17 protein-coding genes and 1 tRNA gene are annotated in these 17,970 nt (G+C 64.9%); 13 read left to right on the top strand and 5 right to left on the bottom strand.

The features are described 5' to 3' along the window. Positions 1-75 precede the first annotated feature (75 nt). From ACIA8C_RS32600 to dnaG, 3 genes are all read left to right on the top strand, one after another. Positions 76-756 carry a YdcF family protein gene (locus ACIA8C_RS32600; RefSeq protein WP_397141374.1) on the top strand — a complete coding sequence of 227 codons (681 nt, stop codon included), beginning with the start codon at positions 76-78 and terminating at the stop codon, positions 754-756. Beyond that, positions 756-2,015 carry a deoxyguanosinetriphosphate triphosphohydrolase gene (locus ACIA8C_RS32595; RefSeq protein ID WP_397141372.1) on the top strand — a complete coding sequence of 420 codons (1,260 nt, stop codon included), beginning with the start codon at positions 756-758 and terminating at the stop codon, positions 2,013-2,015. Before ACIA8C_RS32600 ends, ACIA8C_RS32595 begins: the two co-directional genes overlap by 1 nt. A 145-nt stretch (positions 2,016-2,160) precedes the next feature. Beyond that, positions 2,161-4,086, top strand: coding sequence for a DNA primase (dnaG, locus tag ACIA8C_RS32590; protein ID WP_397141370.1), 1,926 nt, complete (start codon positions 2,161-2,163; stop codon positions 4,084-4,086). A 51-nt stretch (positions 4,087-4,137) separates the two neighbouring features. Here the strand turns inward: dnaG and ACIA8C_RS32585 are convergent, their stop codons facing one another. Continuing rightward, complete coding sequence (locus ACIA8C_RS32585; RefSeq protein WP_396989371.1) at positions 4,138-4,383, bottom strand: hypothetical protein; 246 nt, start codon at positions 4,381-4,383, stop codon at positions 4,138-4,140. A gap of 225 nt (positions 4,384-4,608) precedes the next feature. After that, on the bottom strand, positions 4,609-4,749 hold the full coding sequence (locus tag ACIA8C_RS32580; protein ID WP_397141368.1) for a hypothetical protein: 141 nt from the start codon (positions 4,747-4,749) through the stop codon (positions 4,609-4,611). A gap of 179 nt (positions 4,750-4,928) precedes the next feature. On the opposite strand from ACIA8C_RS32580, the gene ACIA8C_RS32575 reads away from it, so the two are divergent. Both ACIA8C_RS32575 and ACIA8C_RS32570 read left to right on the top strand, forming a co-directional pair. After that, on the top strand, positions 4,929-5,828 hold the full coding sequence (locus ACIA8C_RS32575; protein ID WP_397141366.1) for an endonuclease/exonuclease/phosphatase family protein: 900 nt from the start codon (positions 4,929-4,931) through the stop codon (positions 5,826-5,828). Between the two features lie 78 nt (positions 5,829-5,906). Beyond that, positions 5,907-5,979, top strand: a tRNA-Asn gene (locus tag ACIA8C_RS32570). A 171-nt stretch (positions 5,980-6,150) separates the two neighbouring features. Here the strand turns inward: ACIA8C_RS32570 and ACIA8C_RS32565 are convergent. After that, positions 6,151-8,301 carry a hypothetical protein gene (locus tag ACIA8C_RS32565; protein WP_397141364.1) on the bottom strand — a complete coding sequence of 717 codons (2,151 nt, stop codon included), beginning with the start codon at positions 8,299-8,301 and terminating at the stop codon, positions 6,151-6,153. Between ACIA8C_RS32565 and ACIA8C_RS32560 the strand changes: the two genes are divergently transcribed. Next, positions 8,300-9,787, top strand: coding sequence for an ATP-binding protein (locus ACIA8C_RS32560; protein ID WP_397141363.1), 1,488 nt, complete (start codon positions 8,300-8,302; stop codon positions 9,785-9,787). The genes ACIA8C_RS32565 and ACIA8C_RS32560 overlap by 2 nt on opposite strands. A 575-nt stretch (positions 9,788-10,362) precedes the next feature. Continuing rightward, entirely contained in the window at positions 10,363-11,073 is a 711-nt protein-coding gene (locus ACIA8C_RS32555; protein ID WP_397141362.1) for an SAM-dependent methyltransferase, read from the top strand. Positions 11,074-11,076: 3 nt separating this feature from the next. Here the strand turns inward: ACIA8C_RS32555 and ACIA8C_RS32550 are convergent, their stop codons facing one another. After that, a complete protein-coding gene (locus ACIA8C_RS32550) occupies positions 11,077-12,057 on the bottom strand; it encodes a hypothetical protein (RefSeq protein WP_397141360.1) in 981 nt (326 codons plus the stop codon). A gap of 347 nt (positions 12,058-12,404) precedes the next feature. Between ACIA8C_RS32550 and ACIA8C_RS32545 the strand changes: the two genes are divergently transcribed. The 3 genes from ACIA8C_RS32545 to ACIA8C_RS32535 all read left to right on the top strand — a co-directional run bounded on the left by ACIA8C_RS32545 (position 12,405) and on the right by ACIA8C_RS32535 (position 14,073). Continuing rightward, the gene (locus tag ACIA8C_RS32545; protein WP_397141358.1) at positions 12,405-12,857 is read left to right on the top strand and encodes a hypothetical protein; all 453 of its coding nucleotides are present in this window, start codon (positions 12,405-12,407) and stop codon (positions 12,855-12,857) included. A 427-nt stretch (positions 12,858-13,284) separates the two neighbouring features. Further along, complete coding sequence (locus tag ACIA8C_RS32540) at positions 13,285-13,482, top strand: hypothetical protein (RefSeq protein ID WP_397141356.1); 198 nt, start codon at positions 13,285-13,287, stop codon at positions 13,480-13,482. Positions 13,483-13,506: 24 nt separating this feature from the next. After that, entirely contained in the window at positions 13,507-14,073 is a 567-nt protein-coding gene (locus tag ACIA8C_RS32535; RefSeq protein ID WP_397141354.1) for a tetratricopeptide repeat protein, read from the top strand. An 11-nt stretch (positions 14,074-14,084) separates the two neighbouring features. Here ACIA8C_RS32535 and ACIA8C_RS32530 read toward each other — a convergent pair whose 3' ends face one another. Next, positions 14,085-14,606 carry a MarR family winged helix-turn-helix transcriptional regulator gene (locus ACIA8C_RS32530; protein WP_397141352.1) on the bottom strand — a complete coding sequence of 174 codons (522 nt, stop codon included), beginning with the start codon at positions 14,604-14,606 and terminating at the stop codon, positions 14,085-14,087. A gap of 211 nt (positions 14,607-14,817) precedes the next feature. On the opposite strand from ACIA8C_RS32530, the gene ACIA8C_RS32525 reads away from it, so the two are divergent. From ACIA8C_RS32525 to ACIA8C_RS32515, 3 genes are all read left to right on the top strand, one after another. After that, positions 14,818-16,032 carry an MFS transporter gene (locus ACIA8C_RS32525; RefSeq protein ID WP_397141350.1) on the top strand — a complete coding sequence of 405 codons (1,215 nt, stop codon included), beginning with the start codon at positions 14,818-14,820 and terminating at the stop codon, positions 16,030-16,032. Positions 16,033-16,177: 145 nt separating this feature from the next. Continuing rightward, a complete protein-coding gene (locus tag ACIA8C_RS32520) occupies positions 16,178-17,200 on the top strand; it encodes an HD domain-containing protein (protein ID WP_397141348.1) in 1,023 nt (340 codons plus the stop codon). Positions 17,201-17,256: 56 nt separating this feature from the next. Next, positions 17,257-17,766: a GntR family transcriptional regulator gene (locus ACIA8C_RS32515; RefSeq protein WP_397141346.1), complete on the top strand. Its 510-nt coding sequence runs from the start codon at positions 17,257-17,259 to the stop codon at positions 17,764-17,766. The last annotated feature ends 204 nt before the right edge of the window (positions 17,767-17,970 follow it).

Genomic DNA, 17,970 nt, shown 5'->3' with positions numbered 1-17,970 from the left:
CCGACTCAGGTAGATCCCCGAACAACCCGAGCGAAGCACCTGTACTGGCAGACTTGGGGAGTGGATTCGCCAACGATGCGCGCTCGAGCCGATGCGGCGCCCGGTCCCGTCCCGCCGCGAGGCTACGGCGCGGGGCTGTTCCGGTGGATTCGCCGGCTCATCGTCGGGTCGGTGTTGATGGGGTTGGTGCTGGTCGGCGGGACGGCGTTGCGGGTGTGGCAGGTGGCGCGCATCGACGATTACACGACGGCCGATGCCATCGTGGTGCTCGGCGCCGCGCAGTATTCCGGCACACCGTCCTCGGTGTTCGAGGCGCGACTCGACCAGGCGTACCGCTTGTTCCGGCTGGGGGTGGCGCCGCGGGTAATCACTGTCGGCGGGAAGCAGGAAGGCGACCTGTACACCGAGGCGGCGTCCGGCAAGAACTATCTGCAGGCGCGCGGGGTGCCGAGCGACAAGATCCTGGCCGTCGAGACCGGGTCGGACACCTTGCGCAGCATCGAGGCGGTCGCCACGGCCATGCAGGCCCGCGACATGGGCTCCGCGGTGCTGGTGAGCGATCCGTGGCATTCGCTGCGCACCCGCACCATGGCCCGCGACGAGGGCCTCGACGCGTGGACCGCGCCGACCAGGACCGGGCCCGCGGTCTATACCCGCGAGTCGCAGGCGCACGGAATCGCCAGGGAGACAGGCGCTTTGCTCTGGTATCAGCTCACCCATTTCGCGGCGGACTTCCGATACACGGCGGGACAGTAGTGCACGGCTACACCGAACACGATTACGAGCGGCTCGTCGTCGAGCGCGCCAAGACCGCCGGGCTCGGGCCGCCGCGCAGCGAATTCGAGTCCGGTCACCGCACCGAATTCGCCCGCGACCGCGCCAGGGTGCTGCACTCCGCCGCACTGCGCCGCCTCGCCGACAAGACCCAGGTGATGGGCCCGCGCGACGGCGACACCCCGCGCACCAGGCTCACCCATTCGATCGAGGTCGCCCAGATCGGTCGCAGCATCGCCGACGGCCTCGGCTGCGACCCGGACCTGGTCGATCTGGCCGGGCTGGCCCACGACATCGGCCACCCGCCGTACGGCCACAACGGCGAACGAGCCCTCGACGTCTTCGCCGACGCGCACGGCGGTTTCGAGGGCAACGCGCAGAATCTGCGCATCCTCACCCGCCTCGAACCGAAGGTGCTCGACGCCGACGGTGTCAGCGCGGGTCTCAACCTGACTCGCGCGTCCCTCGATGCCGCGCTCAAATACCCTTGGGGCAGAACGGGTCCCGGCACCAAGTTCGGCGCCTATGACATCGACACCGATCGCCTCGGCTGGATCCGCAAGGGCGCTCCCGAGCGTCGCCGCAGCCTGGAATGCCAGATCATGGACTGGTCCGACGATGTCGCGTACTCCGTGCACGACGTCGAGGACGGCGTGATCGCGGGCCGCATCGACCTGCGCGCGCTGGCCGACCCCGCCGAACAGGACGCGCTGGCCAGCCTCGGCAGACACAAGCACTATTCCCTGTCGGCCGACGAATTGGTCGCTGCCGCCCAACGACTTTCCGAACTACCCGTCGTCGCCGCGGTCACCGTATACGACGGCACCCTCGCCAGTTCCGTTGCGCTCAAACGACTTACCAGCGAACTTGTCGGCCGCTTCGCCACCGCCGCCATCCTCGCCACCCGCGAGACCGCGGGCAGCGACAGCCTCTCCCGCTACGGCGCGGACCTCGAGGTTCCGCACGTGGTCGCCGCCGAGGTGGCCGTGCTCAAAACCGTTGCCCTTCGCTACGTCATGTCCGATCCCGATCACAAACATCGCCAAGCCGCCCAGCGCGACCGCATCCACGCCGTCGCCGAGGGCCTGCTCGCCGCCGCACCACGGAGCCTCGATCCGCTGTTGCTGCCGTGGTGGGAGGCCGCCGCCGATGACACCGCGCGGGTGCGGGTGATCGTGGACCAGATCGCGTCCTACACCGAGAGCCGGCTGGAGCGGGTCGCGTCCGAGTTCGGGGCCTGAGTGCGGTGTGGCTGTTTTCGTCGCGCCGCTCGATGTGATCCGGATCATCGCGGCGGCAGCCGTCAGGGGTTGTCGCTGTGCCGCCGCGCATCGAGCGAGCAGCCATAGGTGAAAGACGTCGGTCCCGACGGGTACGCTCACTGCCGTGGCCGGACGACTCCCTGATCGCGATATCGCGGCGATACGTGACCGCGTCCGCATCGAAGACATTGTGGGGGAGTACGTCGCGTTGAAGCGCGCGGGCGCCGACTCCATGAAGGGGCTGTGCCCGTTCCACGACGAGAAGTCACCGTCGTTCCACGTGCGGCCCAATCACGGCCTGTTCCACTGCTTCGGCTGCGGCGAGGGCGGCGACGTCTTCGCGTTCCTGCAGAAGATCGACCACGTCGGTTTCGTCGAGGCGGTCGAGCAGATGGCCGACCGGATCGGCTATCAGATCAACTACGAGGGCGGCGGCACCTCGGTGCAGCGCGATCGTGGCACCCGTTCGAGGCTGGTCGCCGCCAATGCCGCCGCGCACGAGTTCTACATGGCTCAGCTGCGCGAGCCCGGCGCCGAGACGGCGCGCAAGTTCCTCACCGACCGCAATTTCGATGCCGCCGCCGCTGAGCAATTCGGCTGTGGCTACGCGCCCGCGGGCTGGGACACGCTGACCAAACACCTGCTTCGCAAGGGCTTCGAGTTCAAGGAGCTGGAGGGCGCAGGCCTGTCCAGGCAGGGCCAGCGTGGGCCGATCGACCGGTTCCATCGCAGGCTGCTCTGGCCGATCCGCAACCTCGGCGGCGACGTCATCGGGTTCGGCGCGCGCAAGCTCTTCGACGACGACACCATGCCGGGCAAGTACATCAATACCCCGGAAACGATCCTGTACAAGAAGTCTCAGGTGCTGTTCGGCCTGGACCTGGCCAAGCGGGACATCGCCAAGGGGCATCAGGCGGTCGTCGTCGAGGGCTACACCGACGTGATGGCCATGCACCTGGCCGGTGTGAAGACCGCCGTCGCCTCCTGCGGCACCGCCTTCGGCGACGAACACCTCGCGCTGCTGCGCAGGCTGCTGCTGGACGACAACTTCTGGCGCGGCGAGATCATCTACACCTTCGACGGTGACGCGGCAGGCCAGGCTGCGGCGCTGAAAGCCTTTGCGGGCGACCAGAAGCTGGCCGGGCAAACCTACATCGCGGTGGCGCCCGATGGACAGGACCCCTGCGAGCTACGCCAGCACTCCGGTGACGGCGCCGTTCGCGACCTGGTGGCCCGGCGAACCCCGCTGTACGAGTTCGTGATTCGCGGCCTGCTCGCCGACCACAACCTGGACACCGCCGAGGGCCAGGTCGAGTCGCTGCGCCGGGCGATTCCGGTGGTCGCGCAGATCAAGGACAACGCGTTGCGCAAGGCGTACGCGACGAAGCTGGCCGGGTGGGTCGGCTGGGACGATATTCAGACCGTCGTGCGCCGGGTCGGCGACGAGGCCAGGCGCAACCGCATGGGCGGCGGTAGCGCGGGCGGGCGGCAGGCACCGGCCGCTCGGCAGACCGAGGTGGTCGCCGAACATCCCGCGGCGCGGCCGAATCCGAACGATCCGACACTGATGCCGCAGCGGCAGGTGCTCGCGGCGGCGCTGCAATATCCGGCGATGGCCGGGGCGGTCTTCGATTCGCTGGAGGCCGACGCCTTCACCCATCCTGCCTACGCGGCCGTTCGGCTGCTGATCTCCGAGGTCGGTGGCACCGGGGCCGGGCTCGGCGGAGCCGAGTGGGTCAACGCGGTGGCGGATCGCACCGACGACCTGACCATGCGTGCATTGCTGTCCGAATTGGCGAACGAGCCGTTGCCGGTGAAAAACGCGGCCGGTATTCCCCGGTTCGTCGCCGGGGTGCTGGCGCGGACCCAGGAGGCTTGGGTAGGTCGGCAGATCGCCGAGCTGAAGTCGAAGCTGCAGCGAGTGTCGTCTACTGAGCAGCCGGACGCTTACATGGCGTTGTTCGGGGATCTGGTGGCGTTGGAGCAGTACCGCAAGAGCCTGTTGACGCAGGCCATGGGCAACCACAACGACTTCGCAACCGGGGCTTAATAACTCGCGTCGATCATCGCGCCAGCACCATTCGAGCGTTCGGCACCGTTGTCAGCGGCGCAGCTGATCCTGCGGCACGAGGATGGTGGTGCGTTCGTCCAGCGGCTCCATCGGTTCCAGCCGCGGCTTGGTGCTGAGCTTGTCGGACAACCGCTGCCTGCCGACCAGCACCAACTTGCGGGTCACCGGGCTTTCCGACAGCGCACGGGTCGCCGCGCTGATCTGTTCGTAGCGAGCCCGCCCGGCCTTGCTGCCGAGTACATACCCGGCCGCCACGCCGATGATCAACCGCAGCATCTCGATGTGCTCCTCCCAGTTGCCTGTTCGCGGCTCTATCCTGCCCGACGCGCGGTGGCCGTGTCGATCCGGATAGGCCCACCACTTCCCGGGCCGTGGAAAGGCAAGACCCGGACCACGTTTGGTAGTGGACCTCGGCGAAGCGATAAGTCCGCCGGAAAGGACGGTGTCGGCCTGGCCGGGCTACTTCCAGTGACCCGACCAGGGATCGAGACCGGACGGTGCTCAGGCGGCGAGTTCTTCTCGCTTGGCCCGATGCTCCTCGCACAGCTGTCGCATGCTCCGGCGGATGAGTGCCGGATCCAATCGTTGTGCGAATGTCAGATTCTCGTTGCGCCAGCAATCGCCGCATGCGAATTCGCTCATGTCGGCCTCCTCGTTCCTTTGCTCAGCGGGTTGCTGAGGAGTGCCCACTTCGCCACCTGCTCAGCACTATGTGTTCATACTCGCCCCCGATGGTGGCCGTACCGTTACTTCCATGTGAGAAAAGTCGAACACGCCCGGTTTTCATGAACCTCTCATCTGCCGCGTCGATCGTTGGCGGCATGCTGCACGGAACCCGAGACATCACGTTCGCGGCGACCGCCGTACTCCTGGGTGGGCTGCTCGTTGCCCATCGACTGTTGCCAGAATTCGGCGGGATTCGCCAGCTCGTCGGCAGTTTTCTGCCGTGGCTGCTCGTCCCGGCGCTGCTGCTCGCCGCCGCAGCGCTCGGCACCGGATCCCGGATCGGCCTCGCCGCCGTCGCGGCGCCGATCCTGGCATGGTCGGTGCTGTTCGTGCCGCAGCTCATCGAACGCCCCTACGGCGGGTCATCCACCGGCGCGTTGCGTGTCGCCACCCAGAACCTCGGTGCACACGGCACCGCCGCCGAATTGACCGACGCCGCAATAATTTCGGTCCAGGAACTCACCGACCGCAACCGCCCATCCGTCGCGGCGGCGTTGAATCCAGACCACCCACACGTCGCCACAGTCGGCACTATCGGCCTCTGGAGCCGCTACGCCCTCGACGACGTCGAACGCCTCGATCTAGGCCAAGGCTGGGCGCGCGCCCTACGCGCCCGAATCGACGCGCCCACCGGCGACGTCACCGTCTACGCCGTCCACCTCGGCTCCCTCCGATTCGGCGAAACCGAATCCCGCAACCGCACCCTGCGCACCCTGACCGACCTGGTAAACCGCGACCGATCCGACCGCCTACTAGTCCTCGGCGACCTCAACACCGCATCCACCGACCCAGAACTAGCCGCCCTCACCCACACCCTCCAGGACGTCCGCAACGGCCTCGGCTTCACCTGGCCCGCCGACTTCCCCCTGACTCGCCCCGACCACATCCTCACCCGAGGCTTCACCCCCCTCGACGCAACCGTCCGCCGAACCCCCGGCAGCGACCACCGAGCCCCCACCGCCACCCTCGCGTTGACCCCACAAGTCAGCAGGTAGCGACGCGATTTGGGCGGGCGCCCGCCCATACGCTAAAGTTTCTCCTCGGCCCGCCTAGCACAGACGAGCCGAGGATAGTCCCCTATAGCTCAATTGGCAGAGCAGCCGACTGTTAATCGGCAGGTTTCTGGTTCGAGTCCAGATGGGGGAGCGCAAAGGCCTCTGACCAGGATATTTCCGGTCAGGGGCCTTTATCGTGTAATCGCGGTGGTGATGGTGCGTGGCGCGGTCGAGGTAACCACCGGCAGCGCGGCAGACGTAGCGTTCGAGACAAGGTTCTCGGGACGATCGCATGCCCAGTAACGCATTTCGTACTCAACCGTCAGATCGGTAGCGCGCCGCGACGCAGGCGGTGTCCTAGCGAGCGCGGTATCGCCAGTATTCCGGTGCCTTGGACCGTGGTGTGGGGGCCGAGGCTTTCCAAATCTATCGATAGTCGTTGGGCGGCCGGCTGTGCTCCGAACACCAGGTCCTGCGTTGGGTCTACTGGAGGGGCCAGTTCGTCGAGTTCCGCGGGCTCCTGATCTTCCGGGGGCAAGCGATCGTCCCCGTTACGCTCGTGCAGCATGGCCGCAAACCCCTGTGCCCGTAGTTCCTCGTGCTCCGGACACGGATCGGCTCTGTGATCGTTTGCTTCGATCCAGGCATTCAACTCATCGAGTGAGTCCACGGGGCTTTCTTCTTCGCACCGGTAGACGTACACATCATCGGCAGATACACAGTGCATGCGGATTTCGCCGTCGCGGGCGACGCACCACTGGCTCCATGCGGTCGGCGTGGGGTCCTCGACCGGCTCCTCGATGATCTCGTCGGGGGTCTCGCCGTAGACGTAGGCGCTGTCGTCGCAGTCGGGATAGATGTCGTCGGGGAACTGTTCGTACCAGTGCGCGGTGCCGAACCGCCTGCTCAATTGCGTTAGGCGCGCATACATTTCGTAGCGGTCGTGCGCTGAGGTTTTGCCGGGTATCGCTCCGCCGAGTACCTCATTGCGGCAGAAGATCAGGGTCCACCCGTCCAGCGCCGGGCTGACGAACACCTCGGGATAGTGGGGGCTTTGGTAGGCGGGAATGTAGCGCGGTTCTGTCCCCTGCCATGGCGCGAATCCCATGCGCATCGTCGCGGGAACCGGATCGATGAGGTCGAAACTGTCCAGGACCGCAGCCTGGTCGGTGGTCGCCAACGCGTACCACGCTCCCCGCAACGTGTCGAAAAGCAGCGGTTCGGGGGTCTCGTCCCGTTGCTTCATCCCGATCAACCGCCGCAGCGTCACCTGATCCTCGGTGCGGAGGTGATGCCAGCCGAACTCGGCAAGCATCACAAGCGCTGCTCGTCGACCGGGCAGGCTCGATCGCCGCAGCGAGCGCAGTAGGTCGAGCGTGCCCGGCCCGAAGCCGTACAGCGCGCTCATCGCCTCGTCCCGGACCGGTTCGCGCGAACTGTTGACCAGGGCGAGGAAAACGGGCAGATGGCGGCAGCGGTGCGCGGCAACCACGCCGCCGCAACCCCGGGAGCAGTCGATCGGCGAAGACGACTGCACCGGCGAGATCTGCGGCCATAGTGGTGTCGTAGCTGGCAGACCGACCGCAACCAGTAGCCGCGCACGCAGCCCTTCCTCCGTCGCATCCGCCAGCGCGGCGATCACGATCTCGAGGTCGGCCGGCCAGTGCAGCACCGCGATGCACTCCGGCCAGGCATAGTCGAAGCGTTCGTCCGCGAACAGCTCCAACGCCACCCGGATGAGCGGTCTCTCCTCAGTGCTCCAGGTGTTCACCCTGCGCACCCGAGTCCGAACACACGGGTCGACGTCGGTGAGCAGCATCCGTACTTGCGCCTCGGCGAGACGGTCTATCAGTGCCGCGTGGAAATCGTCTCGATCGCCCTCGCCGACAAGCGAATCCAGCACTTCCCACGTTCGTCGTCGGATCTCCGGATCCGCGTCGGTGACCAGCCGCCCCACGCCATCGAGCGCCTTCTTTGCAGTGTAGCGATATAGCCACCCCGACATTGGCTCTCCTGCGTGTGCAGCCAGCAGAGCTTGCAGTCCGTTTAGATCGACCTTCGTCACCTTCCGCAACTTACTGGCGGACCTCCGATTGTCAATCCGCCAATTCCGCAGTCCCCCAGCTATTTCGTCTGCCGAGGACGACCTGTTGGACAGGCTGGAGATCGAGCGCGTGACCACGGCCATCGCGGCGTTGCCTGCCGACCAGCGCCGGGTGCCGACCGGCCTGGTGTCCGAAACTGTTGTGCTCCAGGCGATATTGGGCCGGTGCACCTTCATCCGGTTGCGTGCCAACGAATCTGCGGGTACGCAACCGATCATGGTTCGCCAGCACAGGTCGGCAATATCGTGCGTGAGATCGCCGAGGGTGCGAGAGCTACTCAGAAGACGACGTGGCAGGGGTGTAGCGAGATAAGGAGAGCACCGGTAAGCATGTAGAACTATAGTTCTTATAAGTATAGTTCTAACCATGGAACCTCTGGTGAAGCCGGATCGGGTGTTCGATCGTGAGCGTGAGTGGGAGGGGCTGGTTCGGTTCGCGACGTCGTCGAGTCCGGATGTGCGGTTGGGGATTGTCAGTGGGCGGCGGCGGCAGGGTAAGACCTTCTTGCTCGATGCGTTGGCCGAAGAGGTGGGCGGCTTCTTCTTCACTGCGACCGATGCGACCGAGGTCGAGGCGTTAGAGGGTTTCGGGGCTGCGGTCGCAGCGTTCGCGGGGGGCGGGCGGTATGCCTTCCGGGATTGGGACGAGGCGTTCGAGCGGCTGTTCGCCGTGGTGGGGGACGGATTGGTCGTCATCGACGAGTTCCCGTATCTGAGCAAGGCGAGCCCGTCGTTGCCGTCGATGTTGCAGCGGGCGTTCGATCCTCGTGGCTATGCGCGGCGGGCCAATTCCCGGGTCTTGCTGTGTGGGTCGGCGATGTCGGTGATGGGGCGGTTGCTCTCCGGTAGTGCACCGTTGCGTGGCCGGGCCAGTCTGGAGTTGATCGTCAAGCCGTTGAACTACCGGGAGGCGGCCCGCTTCTGGGGGATCGAGGATCCACGGTTGGCGGTGTTGGTGCATTCGATTGTCGGTGGCACGCCGGCGTATCGGCGTGAGTTCGTTGCCGGTGATGCGCCGGCGTCGTTGGCAGATTTCGATTCCTGGGTGCTCCGGACGGTGCTCAACTCTCAGGTGCCGTTGTTCCGGGAGGCGCGGTACCTGCTGGCGGAGGAGACCGAGATCCGTGATGTGGCGCTGTACCACGCGGTGTTGGGTGCGATCTCCGGTGGACACACCACCCGCGGGAGCATCGCGAGCACCATCGGCCGGAGCTCCACCGATATCGGGCATCCGCTGTCGGTGCTCGAAGATGCGCAACTGATCGTTCGGGAGGCTGACCCGTTCAATCGGGGTAAGTCGGTGTACCGGGTCGCCGAACCGCTGCTCGTGTTCTACGAGGCCGTTATGCGCCGTGAGTGGACTCGGCTCGAGCGGGGGAATCCCGAAGCGGCGTGGCGTAATTCGCGGTCGACGTTCTTGTCTCAGCTGGTCGGTCCGCATTTCGAGGGGATTTGTCGGGAATGGGCGATGTCGGTGGGGCCCGAGGTGTTCGGTGATCTGCCGGGGCAGGTGGCTGCCGCGACCGTCAATGATCCGCGGGACAAAAAGCAGATCCAGATCGATGTCGCGGTGCTCGCTCCCGAGGAAACCGGGCAGCCGCGTCGTATCTTGTCACTGGGTGAGGTCAAGTGGGATCGCACGATGACACTCGGGCATGTGGATCGTTTGCGGCGGGCGCGGGAGTTGCTGGCGGCTAAGGGGTACGACACTGATCGAACCGTCCTTACCTGTTACAGCGGGGCAGGATTCGATGAGAACCTCCGTGCTGCCGGGGCTGAACCTGGTGAACGGTCGGACGGCGCCGACGTACCGATGCTGGTCGACCTGAATGCTGTGTACTCCCAACCACACTGACAATCTCAGCTTTCGCAGGTCAGTTCCGCTATCTGCTAATCGGCAGGTTTCTGGTTCGAGTCCAGATGGGGAGCCTGAACGGGCCCTGACCAGGAGTTACTTCGTAGTCGGCGATCGAACTCGTACCAGGACGCGCAACGGTTTCTTTGCTCGCCGACAACGGAGCAGCTCCTGATCACGTGGGAGCGGCTGAAGGCTGAGCGGTTGCGACCGGCTGCCTGCGTGCATCTCGGGATATGGAACCCCACGCCGGTTGAGTCAACGGCAGGCGCCCGGCGCGGGTATGTGGGCGGTCGACGTGGTGGGGTCCGTTCGATCGGACACGCGCGTGCTCAGGAGCTTGCCGGCTTGACGGACGCGTCGACGTGATCACCGGGCGTCCGGAATGGGCGTATTGGCGGACCCGCTGGTCGGTGACCGCTCGGCTTCGGGCTGTTTGCAGATCCGTTGCCACGCATGGCAAATCTTCGATATGATCGCCGTGCTGCGGTCAGTGAGAGACTCCTGTGCCTGAAGCAGAGATGTTGTCGGGGGGTGGCTGCTCGAGTGCCCTCGATCCGAACGGGAGTCCGGTTATGGATGTCAGTCAGGCGGAGTTGGACGGCGCGCGCCCGTACTCGACGATTCTGCTACGCGCATACGATCTTTGGGTGCTGGGCTTCAACAACCGGTTCGTGTGGCGTTGTCCCACAAAGCATCTACGGCGGCTGTACGCCGACAACATTTCCGGCGACCACCTGGACGTCGGCCCCGGCAGCGGTTGGCATCTGAGCCATGCCACGTATCCCGTTGCGGCCCCGAAGGTTACCCTGGTCGACCTGACCGAACGTTCGATGGAAATGACCACCCGTCGGCTCCGTCAGCGCGACATCGAACCCGTCAGTCACGTCGGCAGTGTGCTGCAGCCGTTGCCGGTCGATCGCCAGTACGCCTCAGTCGCTGCGAGCTTGCTCATGCACTGTGTTCCGGGCACCTGGGACACCAAAGGCATCGCGTTCCGGCACATCGCCGACGCGACCACCGACGACGGGGTGTTCTTCGGCGCGACAGTCCTGTCGCACGGCGTTCCGGACACCGCGCTCAGCCGTGCCACGGCCAAGGCATTCCAACGTCGCGGCCTTTTCCATAACCAGGATGACGACCTCACCGGCCTGGTCGACGCGTTGGAGCGAGCGTTTGCCGCCGTCGAGGTGAATACCATCGGCTCGACGGCGTTGTGGACCGCCCGCCGGCCGCGCCGCGCGGCGCAACCGGGCGCAGCCATCGCCCCGGACCCACAGCCCTGAGCGCTAGGGCGTGTCTCCTCTGCCGGTCGCGGGCACGAGAAGAATCGCCACCGGAGCCGCGGTGGTTTGCCGAGCGTTCGGCACCGCGAACAAGGCGACGTTGTACTGGTCCCCCTCGATCGAAATCGTCTGTTCCACAACGGTTTCGTGCGACGCTGCCGGGGGGATACGGTGCAGGTCGACCTGATTGAGCACTTTGCCGAGAAGCTGCTCATCGCTGTCGAATGCCGGAGCCAGTTCGCCGGTGGTGGTCACGGTGAACCCGGTCCTTGCGTCCACCATCAGCAGCGTGGAGTGCGTGTATTGAACGAGAGTGCCCATGCGCGTGTCCATCTCGCGATGACGCAGTTGTGCGGTGAGCCCGTACACGGTGCGGTTGCTGTCGTCGGGTGCGCCCAAAGCCGTTGTGGTCGACCAGAAATGCACCCACTGGGTGGGGTCGTCTGGGCGACGTACGGACCAGGTGGCCTCGGTGAGCCTGCCCTCTTTGCCGTCCTGGGCGCCGTAGTACAACGCCAAGAACTCGCCGGCGTCATCGGGGATCATATTCCGCAGCAGGTGCCGGATCGCACGTTCCTCCCCGGCCTGGCGGCCGTCGCCGATAATGCTGAGGTTGTCGCCACCACTGCGGGTGGCCACCTTCTGCAAATCGAGAATCCACGAGTTGTAGTCAGGACGAGTAGTCGTGGGTGGTGCCGCTATCCAGACGACCAGCCCGACCGCTTGGCCGTCGGGAGCCTCGATCCAGTGCGTATGGCACTCGATACCTCCGTCCGCTCGCACGTGGTCCACCTGCGGCCCGGCCAGAATGTCCGTGACGACGCCGGTGAACAGTGCTTCACCCTGGCGGTCGAATCCCAGTTGCGATGCGACCCGGCGTAAAGGGCGCGCTACTCGATGTCCGTCCGACGAATGGATGACGATCTGCTCGTGCAGGAGTGTGGCGATCACATCGACGCCGAACCAACGTCTGGGCAGCTGCATACCGACGCAGCGTAGTCATTTCGAGCCGAACTAAGAATAGGTTCTGGTCAGCGGCCGTCAGCTTTGGACTGTCGCAGTCGGTGGCCGGTGCTGCTAAAGTATTGGTCGCACCGGCTGGTGAGCGACTCCCACGCCCGGAAGCAGAGATCCCCGCAGATTGGGGATAGCTTTCGGTTGCGTCTGACGGGGAGGGCTCATAGCAATGGGAGTGCCACATCGACTACAAAACGCCGCACTGTCCGGGGAGACATTAGTGCGTTGCGACCTGTCAGAGAGCCACCGAACGCCTGCTCAGAGTGTAGTTCTCCGGGCCGGGGGTCACCCTTTCAGGAGTATGGAGTGACTCCATGACCACCGCATCGCTGAACGATTCCGGCGGCACCCGCGTCCTGACCGAGCGGACTAGCCGTGGCGATCGCACGCCGAACCAGCAGCCGCCGCTGGGACGCTGCCCGTACTGGTGCGAGCGCCCGGACGGTCATGACTGGGAGGACGACGCCGCCCTCGGCGACCTGATGCGGGTCCACCGGCACACCTTCCCCATTCCTGGCACCGATCATGGCAGCTTCATGGTGCTCGCCACCGAGTGCGTCAGTCGCGCTGGTATCGAGCACAACCCGATGAGTTACGTCGTCGATACCGGAATCGGCAGCGATGGCGAACTCGACGCCGCCGGTGCACAAGGCCTCGCCCAAGTACTTGCCACGGCGCTCTCGCTCACCGTGGGGCAGCAGCGAACCCAACTATCACCTACCGCTGGGACGGAATCGAATACCAAACCGCGTACTTACCTACGCTAGAAATCGGAGCCCGCATGTCACCTGAACAGCCCCACCGCGATCTGTGCGTGGCGCGTGTCAGGGCTGCGTCCATCAGCGGGGCCGGGGGACTCGAGGTTTGGCTGACCGGTGGGACATTGCGGGACGTACGGGATCGGGCTCGGCGGAGGGGATCGAGCCACGGATCGCGGCGGTCTGGTCGACTACCAGCCGATGTCCGGCGCCGGACACGAGAACGATTCGGCTCGCAGCGATCGCCACCGCAAGACCGTGGCTATCGCACACGGCAACGCGGGCATGTCCCGGGCGCCGATCTCAATGATAGAGGAGTGAGATCGGCGAATACCCGGACGCTGTTTCCGAAGTGCGCAAAGGCAATTCGACAATGTTCGCACGAGGTCTTCGGGGAGCCTCGCGCATCAGCTGTCATTTCCGTTTGGGGGAAAGTATGAATATCAGTGCATTTCCGACAACTATGAACTCGAGACTAGGCAACCGGATCAGTCTGCTCGACATCATTGCCGCCTATGGCCCCGAGGCCGTGACGGCGCGCATCGCGGCGCTCCGTGCCAATGGCTGCCGTTCCGCGGCGCGGGCAATGGAGCGCGAACTGAACACGATCAACGTTGCACAACAGAAGCCCTGATACGGACCTGCGGAGACCACGACGATGACCGATCTCGGAATCCTGCTCGCATTGCGTCGTGAGACACCTGAGGCCGAATACTGGCATCGTCAGGCCGCCGCCGAGCACCCACGCGCCATGTGCACCCTCGGCATCCTGCACGCCGAGCGCGGTGAGATGCCGGAGGCGGAAAACTGGTTCCGTCGCGCCGCGAACGCCGACGACCCGTGGGCGATGAATATCCTCGGCCTCTTTCTCGCCGAACGTGGTGCGAAGCGCAGTGCCGAATATTGGTTCCGGCAAGCCGGCGCCGCGGGCTGCCCACACGCGATGATGAACCTGGACATCATGCGCGCCGGACGGTTACCGAATGACGACGCCGAATTCTGGTACCGCCAAATGGCGTACGCAGGCCACCTCGACGCAATGACGAACTTGGCCGTCATACACGCCGAACGCGGCGAGATGGACGACGCCGAATGCTGGTTCCGCTGGGCCGCCTGCGGAAACCACCCCCGCGCGATGAACGGCCTTCGTGCGTTGCTCGCCGAACGCGGCACCGCCGACGAGACCGATTACTGGCACCGACGAACCGAAGATTGTCACCAGTAGCAGCAACGGGCTCAGCCTCCGTGCGGCGGCAACGTCTGAGTTAGCTTGCGCAGCAGGCGGGTTAGGGCCTGCTGTTCGTCGGTGGTGAGGCCGGCGAGTAGCCGTGCTTCGTTGACCAGGTGCTGTTCGACTGCTTTGTCGATGACGTCGCGGCCTCGGTCGGTCAGCTGGATCAGGCGGCCGCGGGCGTCGTCCGCGGCCGCACGCCGGTTGACCAGTCCGGTGTGTTCCAGGCGGTCGACGCGCTTGGTGACCGCACCAGAGGTCACCATCGTCGAGTCCCGCAGTTCGCCGGCGGTCAGCTCGAATGGGGGGCCGGAGCGGCGCAGCGTGGCGAGTACGTCGAATTCGCCTCGTCCTAGATCGTAGTCGCCGAACACTCGGTTGAGCTGCTCGTCGAATGCCCAGTGCAAGCGGGTGATTCGGCCGATCACCTGCATGGGTCCCGGGTCGAGGTCGGGGCGCTCGGTGCGCCACTGACCGACGATCTGATCGACGTCGTCGGGTTCGCGTGCGGTGCGATCTACGGCCATGCCTTGACTATACCTTCCGTGGAAAGTAATCTATCTTCCATGGAAACTAAGCTTTGATGTGACCTCCTGCCGAGGAGGTCGGGAGAGTCCCCTATTCGGTGACGGCTGAATTGTTTCCGTCTGGCCGGTCACCGCTCCAGCATTGAGGCTCGGTGCGACGATCGGTCGGCCTCGAGAGCTTCGCGCTACCTGAACAATCAGAAAGAAGCAGTTGGCTACACAAGATGAACATCCGTATTCGGCCCTGCGATCATGGCTTGGCGTTTCCGCAATTACTGCCAGTCTATTCGTCTTCGTCACGACTGAACTGATGCCCGTCGGCCTGCTTACTCCGGTAAGTACCAGCCTCGGCATATCGGTGGGCGTCGCCGGACTGATGGTTACGTTGTACGGCATCTCAGCGGGCCTCGGCGTGCCATTTATCGTGGCCTGGGCCAGGCGCGTCAACCGACGCATGCTGCTGTCCTCGCTACTCGCGATATTGGCGCTCGGCAACCTGATCACCGCGATTTCGCCGAATTATCCGCTGGTCCTGACGGCGCGGCTGGTCATGGGATTCGCCAATGGCGTGTTCTGGGCCATCGGCGTCGGCATGGCAATGCGTCTTGTTCCGGAACGGCACGCGAGCAGGGCAGCCGCGATCGCGTTGTCCGGTATCTCGATCGCCACGGTGGTCGGCATGCCGCTGGGCACATTCCTGGAAAGTCTCACCAGCTGGCGAACCACGTTCCTCATCTGGAGCGGCCTCAGCGCGCTGGTCTTCCTCGCGGTCGCGGCGATCGTTCCGTCGCTACCATCGGACAATGCGGTCTCGGTCAGGGAAGTATTCGGGCTGCCATTCAAGAATGTGCAGCTGCGTGTGGTGATGTTTACCGTCATATTGTATGTGCTCGGTCATTTCGGGGCATACACCTTCATTCGCCCCTTCCTGGAAGGTAATTCAGCTGTCACGCCTGCGTATATCACCGGATTGTTGATAGTTTATGGCGCAGGCGGTGCGGCCGGGAACTTCATCGCCGGATATACCGTGACCAAGAATCTCAGGGCCAGCTTCATCGTCGCCTGCGCGGGACTCGTGGCATCGCTGCTGTTGCTGCTCACCATCGGTCATGGGCTGGTCGGACTGATCATCTCGTTGGCTCTCTGGGGAGTGTCCTTCGGCGCCATGAACCTGTGCCAGATCAACATGACGCTCGCTGCCGCGCCGGACACTTTTGAGGCCGCCATGTCACTGAATACGTTGGGCTACAACACATCCATTGCGCTCGGCGCACTCTTCGGTGGACTGTTCGCGGATCATTTGGGGGTCCGAAGTGTCTTCTGGTACGGGGTGGCACTGACCGCGGCTTCGCTACTCCTCACGCTCAGCACTCGCCGAAAGACCTCCCGCCCTGCGCCGGATGAGGCGTTGGTCGCCACTGGGTAAGCCGGGCCGATCTTGCTGGCGGCCCTCGACGGTTCCGTCGGGGGCCGCACTCGGATCGCGAGGCGCGACGCCCTATCGCGTCCGATGTGGTGTCTGGCAGAGTGTCGAACGGTGCCTGTGTTCGCGGACCCCGGGGGTTAGAGACTTGCGTAGCAACGGAATCGGCTTGAACGGCCACACCCGCTCGGTGTCCGGAATTCTCGGGCGCGACGGCTGGTATCGAGATCCGATGTGGGCGGTGGGTTTTCGGCTTACGCCGGTGGAACGACAGTTGTTGCGCACCTGGGAGCTGCGGCGGCTGCAGTTCATCACCCACGCCGGTGCGGCCGCCGTGACGACCCATCAGACCTACAGCCGACTCGAGCACAGTCTCGGGTTGCTCAGTCTGGTGGCGCATTTCGCGCCGGACGACGAGGTTGCCCGGGTCGCGGCGCTGCTGCACGACATCGGGCATCTGCCGTTCAGTCACACTTTCGAAGGCGTGGCCGGGCTGCGGCATCACGAGCTGGGTCGGCAACGTGTCCGGAGCTTGGCACCGCTGCTGGCTGAACACGGCATAGCGGTGGATGCCGTGCTGCGGATGGAAGAGCCGAACACCGTGTCGGTCCTGCGGGGCCTGCCGGGCGGGCTCAAACTCGATCACCTCGAGTCGTTCGTCCGCAGTGGTCGCGCGCACGCTCGATTGTCCGAACCGCCACCGGACACCTTGGCGAAGCTGCGACTTGTCGATGGGGCGGTGCATACCGATCGGGCTACCGCCGACTATCTGGCGGAATTGGCGCTCGGTGAAGCGTTGTATCTGTGCAGCTGGGAGAACGCGCTAGCGAACGGCGCGCTGCGCGGGCTGGTCGGTGTCCTGCTCGACCACGCCCCCGAACGAGCGGCCGATATCGCGTCGATGACCGATGACGAATTGTGGGCAGCGCTGCTCGCTGATCCGCGAACGACCGAACCGACCCGCCGCCTTCGGCGCGACCCATTGAGCTGGCAGCTGCGCGCCGATGGTCACCCGGACGCGTCGCTCGGCTGGAGCTACCAACTCGACCGTCTCTACCTGGATACCGCCTGTGTTGAGGGAGACCCGGTCGGGTTCCGGGCGGAGCAGCTGACGGAACTTCCTCAGCTGCCGTGGCGCTGTGTGGTCATCCCGCCGGGCGGACAAGCGTAGCTGCGCAGACCTTTAAGAATCGTTGAAACGCAACAGCTCCCATCGTCGACCCCGACGTGATCGCATTCGCCGCCGTACGCTCGAACGCAGTTACCGAAGAGGAAGGGATCGACGCGATGGCCGACGCGGCTTACCTCACCATCGCGGACGACTATGCACGGCGGATTCGCAACGGGACCCTTCCCGGCGATGCTCAGCTACCCAGCCACGCTGAGCTGGCCGAGCGGCACGGCGTATCGCGTTCGGTGATCCGGCAGGCAATCCAAGTGCTGTGCAACCAGGGACTCGTGCGGACCGTTCCGCGGCGCGGTTCTTTTGTCGTCGCGCAAACGCCGGTAAGTCAGCCAGACCCCATCCAGCTGGATGACGATGTCGACGAAATTCGCTCGGTGGCGCATCCGATCCGCCGTGCGCAACTCGCCGCCAATCTCATCACCCACTACCAACTCCGCATCGCCGAACTCTCCGGTATCCGCCAGACCGCGATCGAGGACGCTCACGACCACGGCATGAGCATCGCTGACATCGGCGAACGGCTCGGGTTGAGCAACGGCCGCATCGGCTAGCCGCCGCGAGCGAGCGGTCGAACTGGTCGCCCCGGCTGCGGACCGAGTTGTCCGATATGTCTACGCCCTGCTTCATGAGTCTTGGCTGTCCGGGGGCGGTTCACTCTAAGCCGCGTAGTGGTCGCTTGGTCTGGATCGAGGGCCGGAGGCAACGGTTCAAATCTAGTTAGCTGCGAAGTAGCTACATTGCATTTTGGCGGTAGT

This window comes from Nocardia sp. NPDC051321, from assembly GCF_044455225.1.
Classification (GTDB): Bacteria; Actinomycetota; Actinomycetes; order Mycobacteriales; family Mycobacteriaceae; genus Nocardia.
This window is presented reverse-complemented; position numbering and strand designations above follow the sequence as displayed.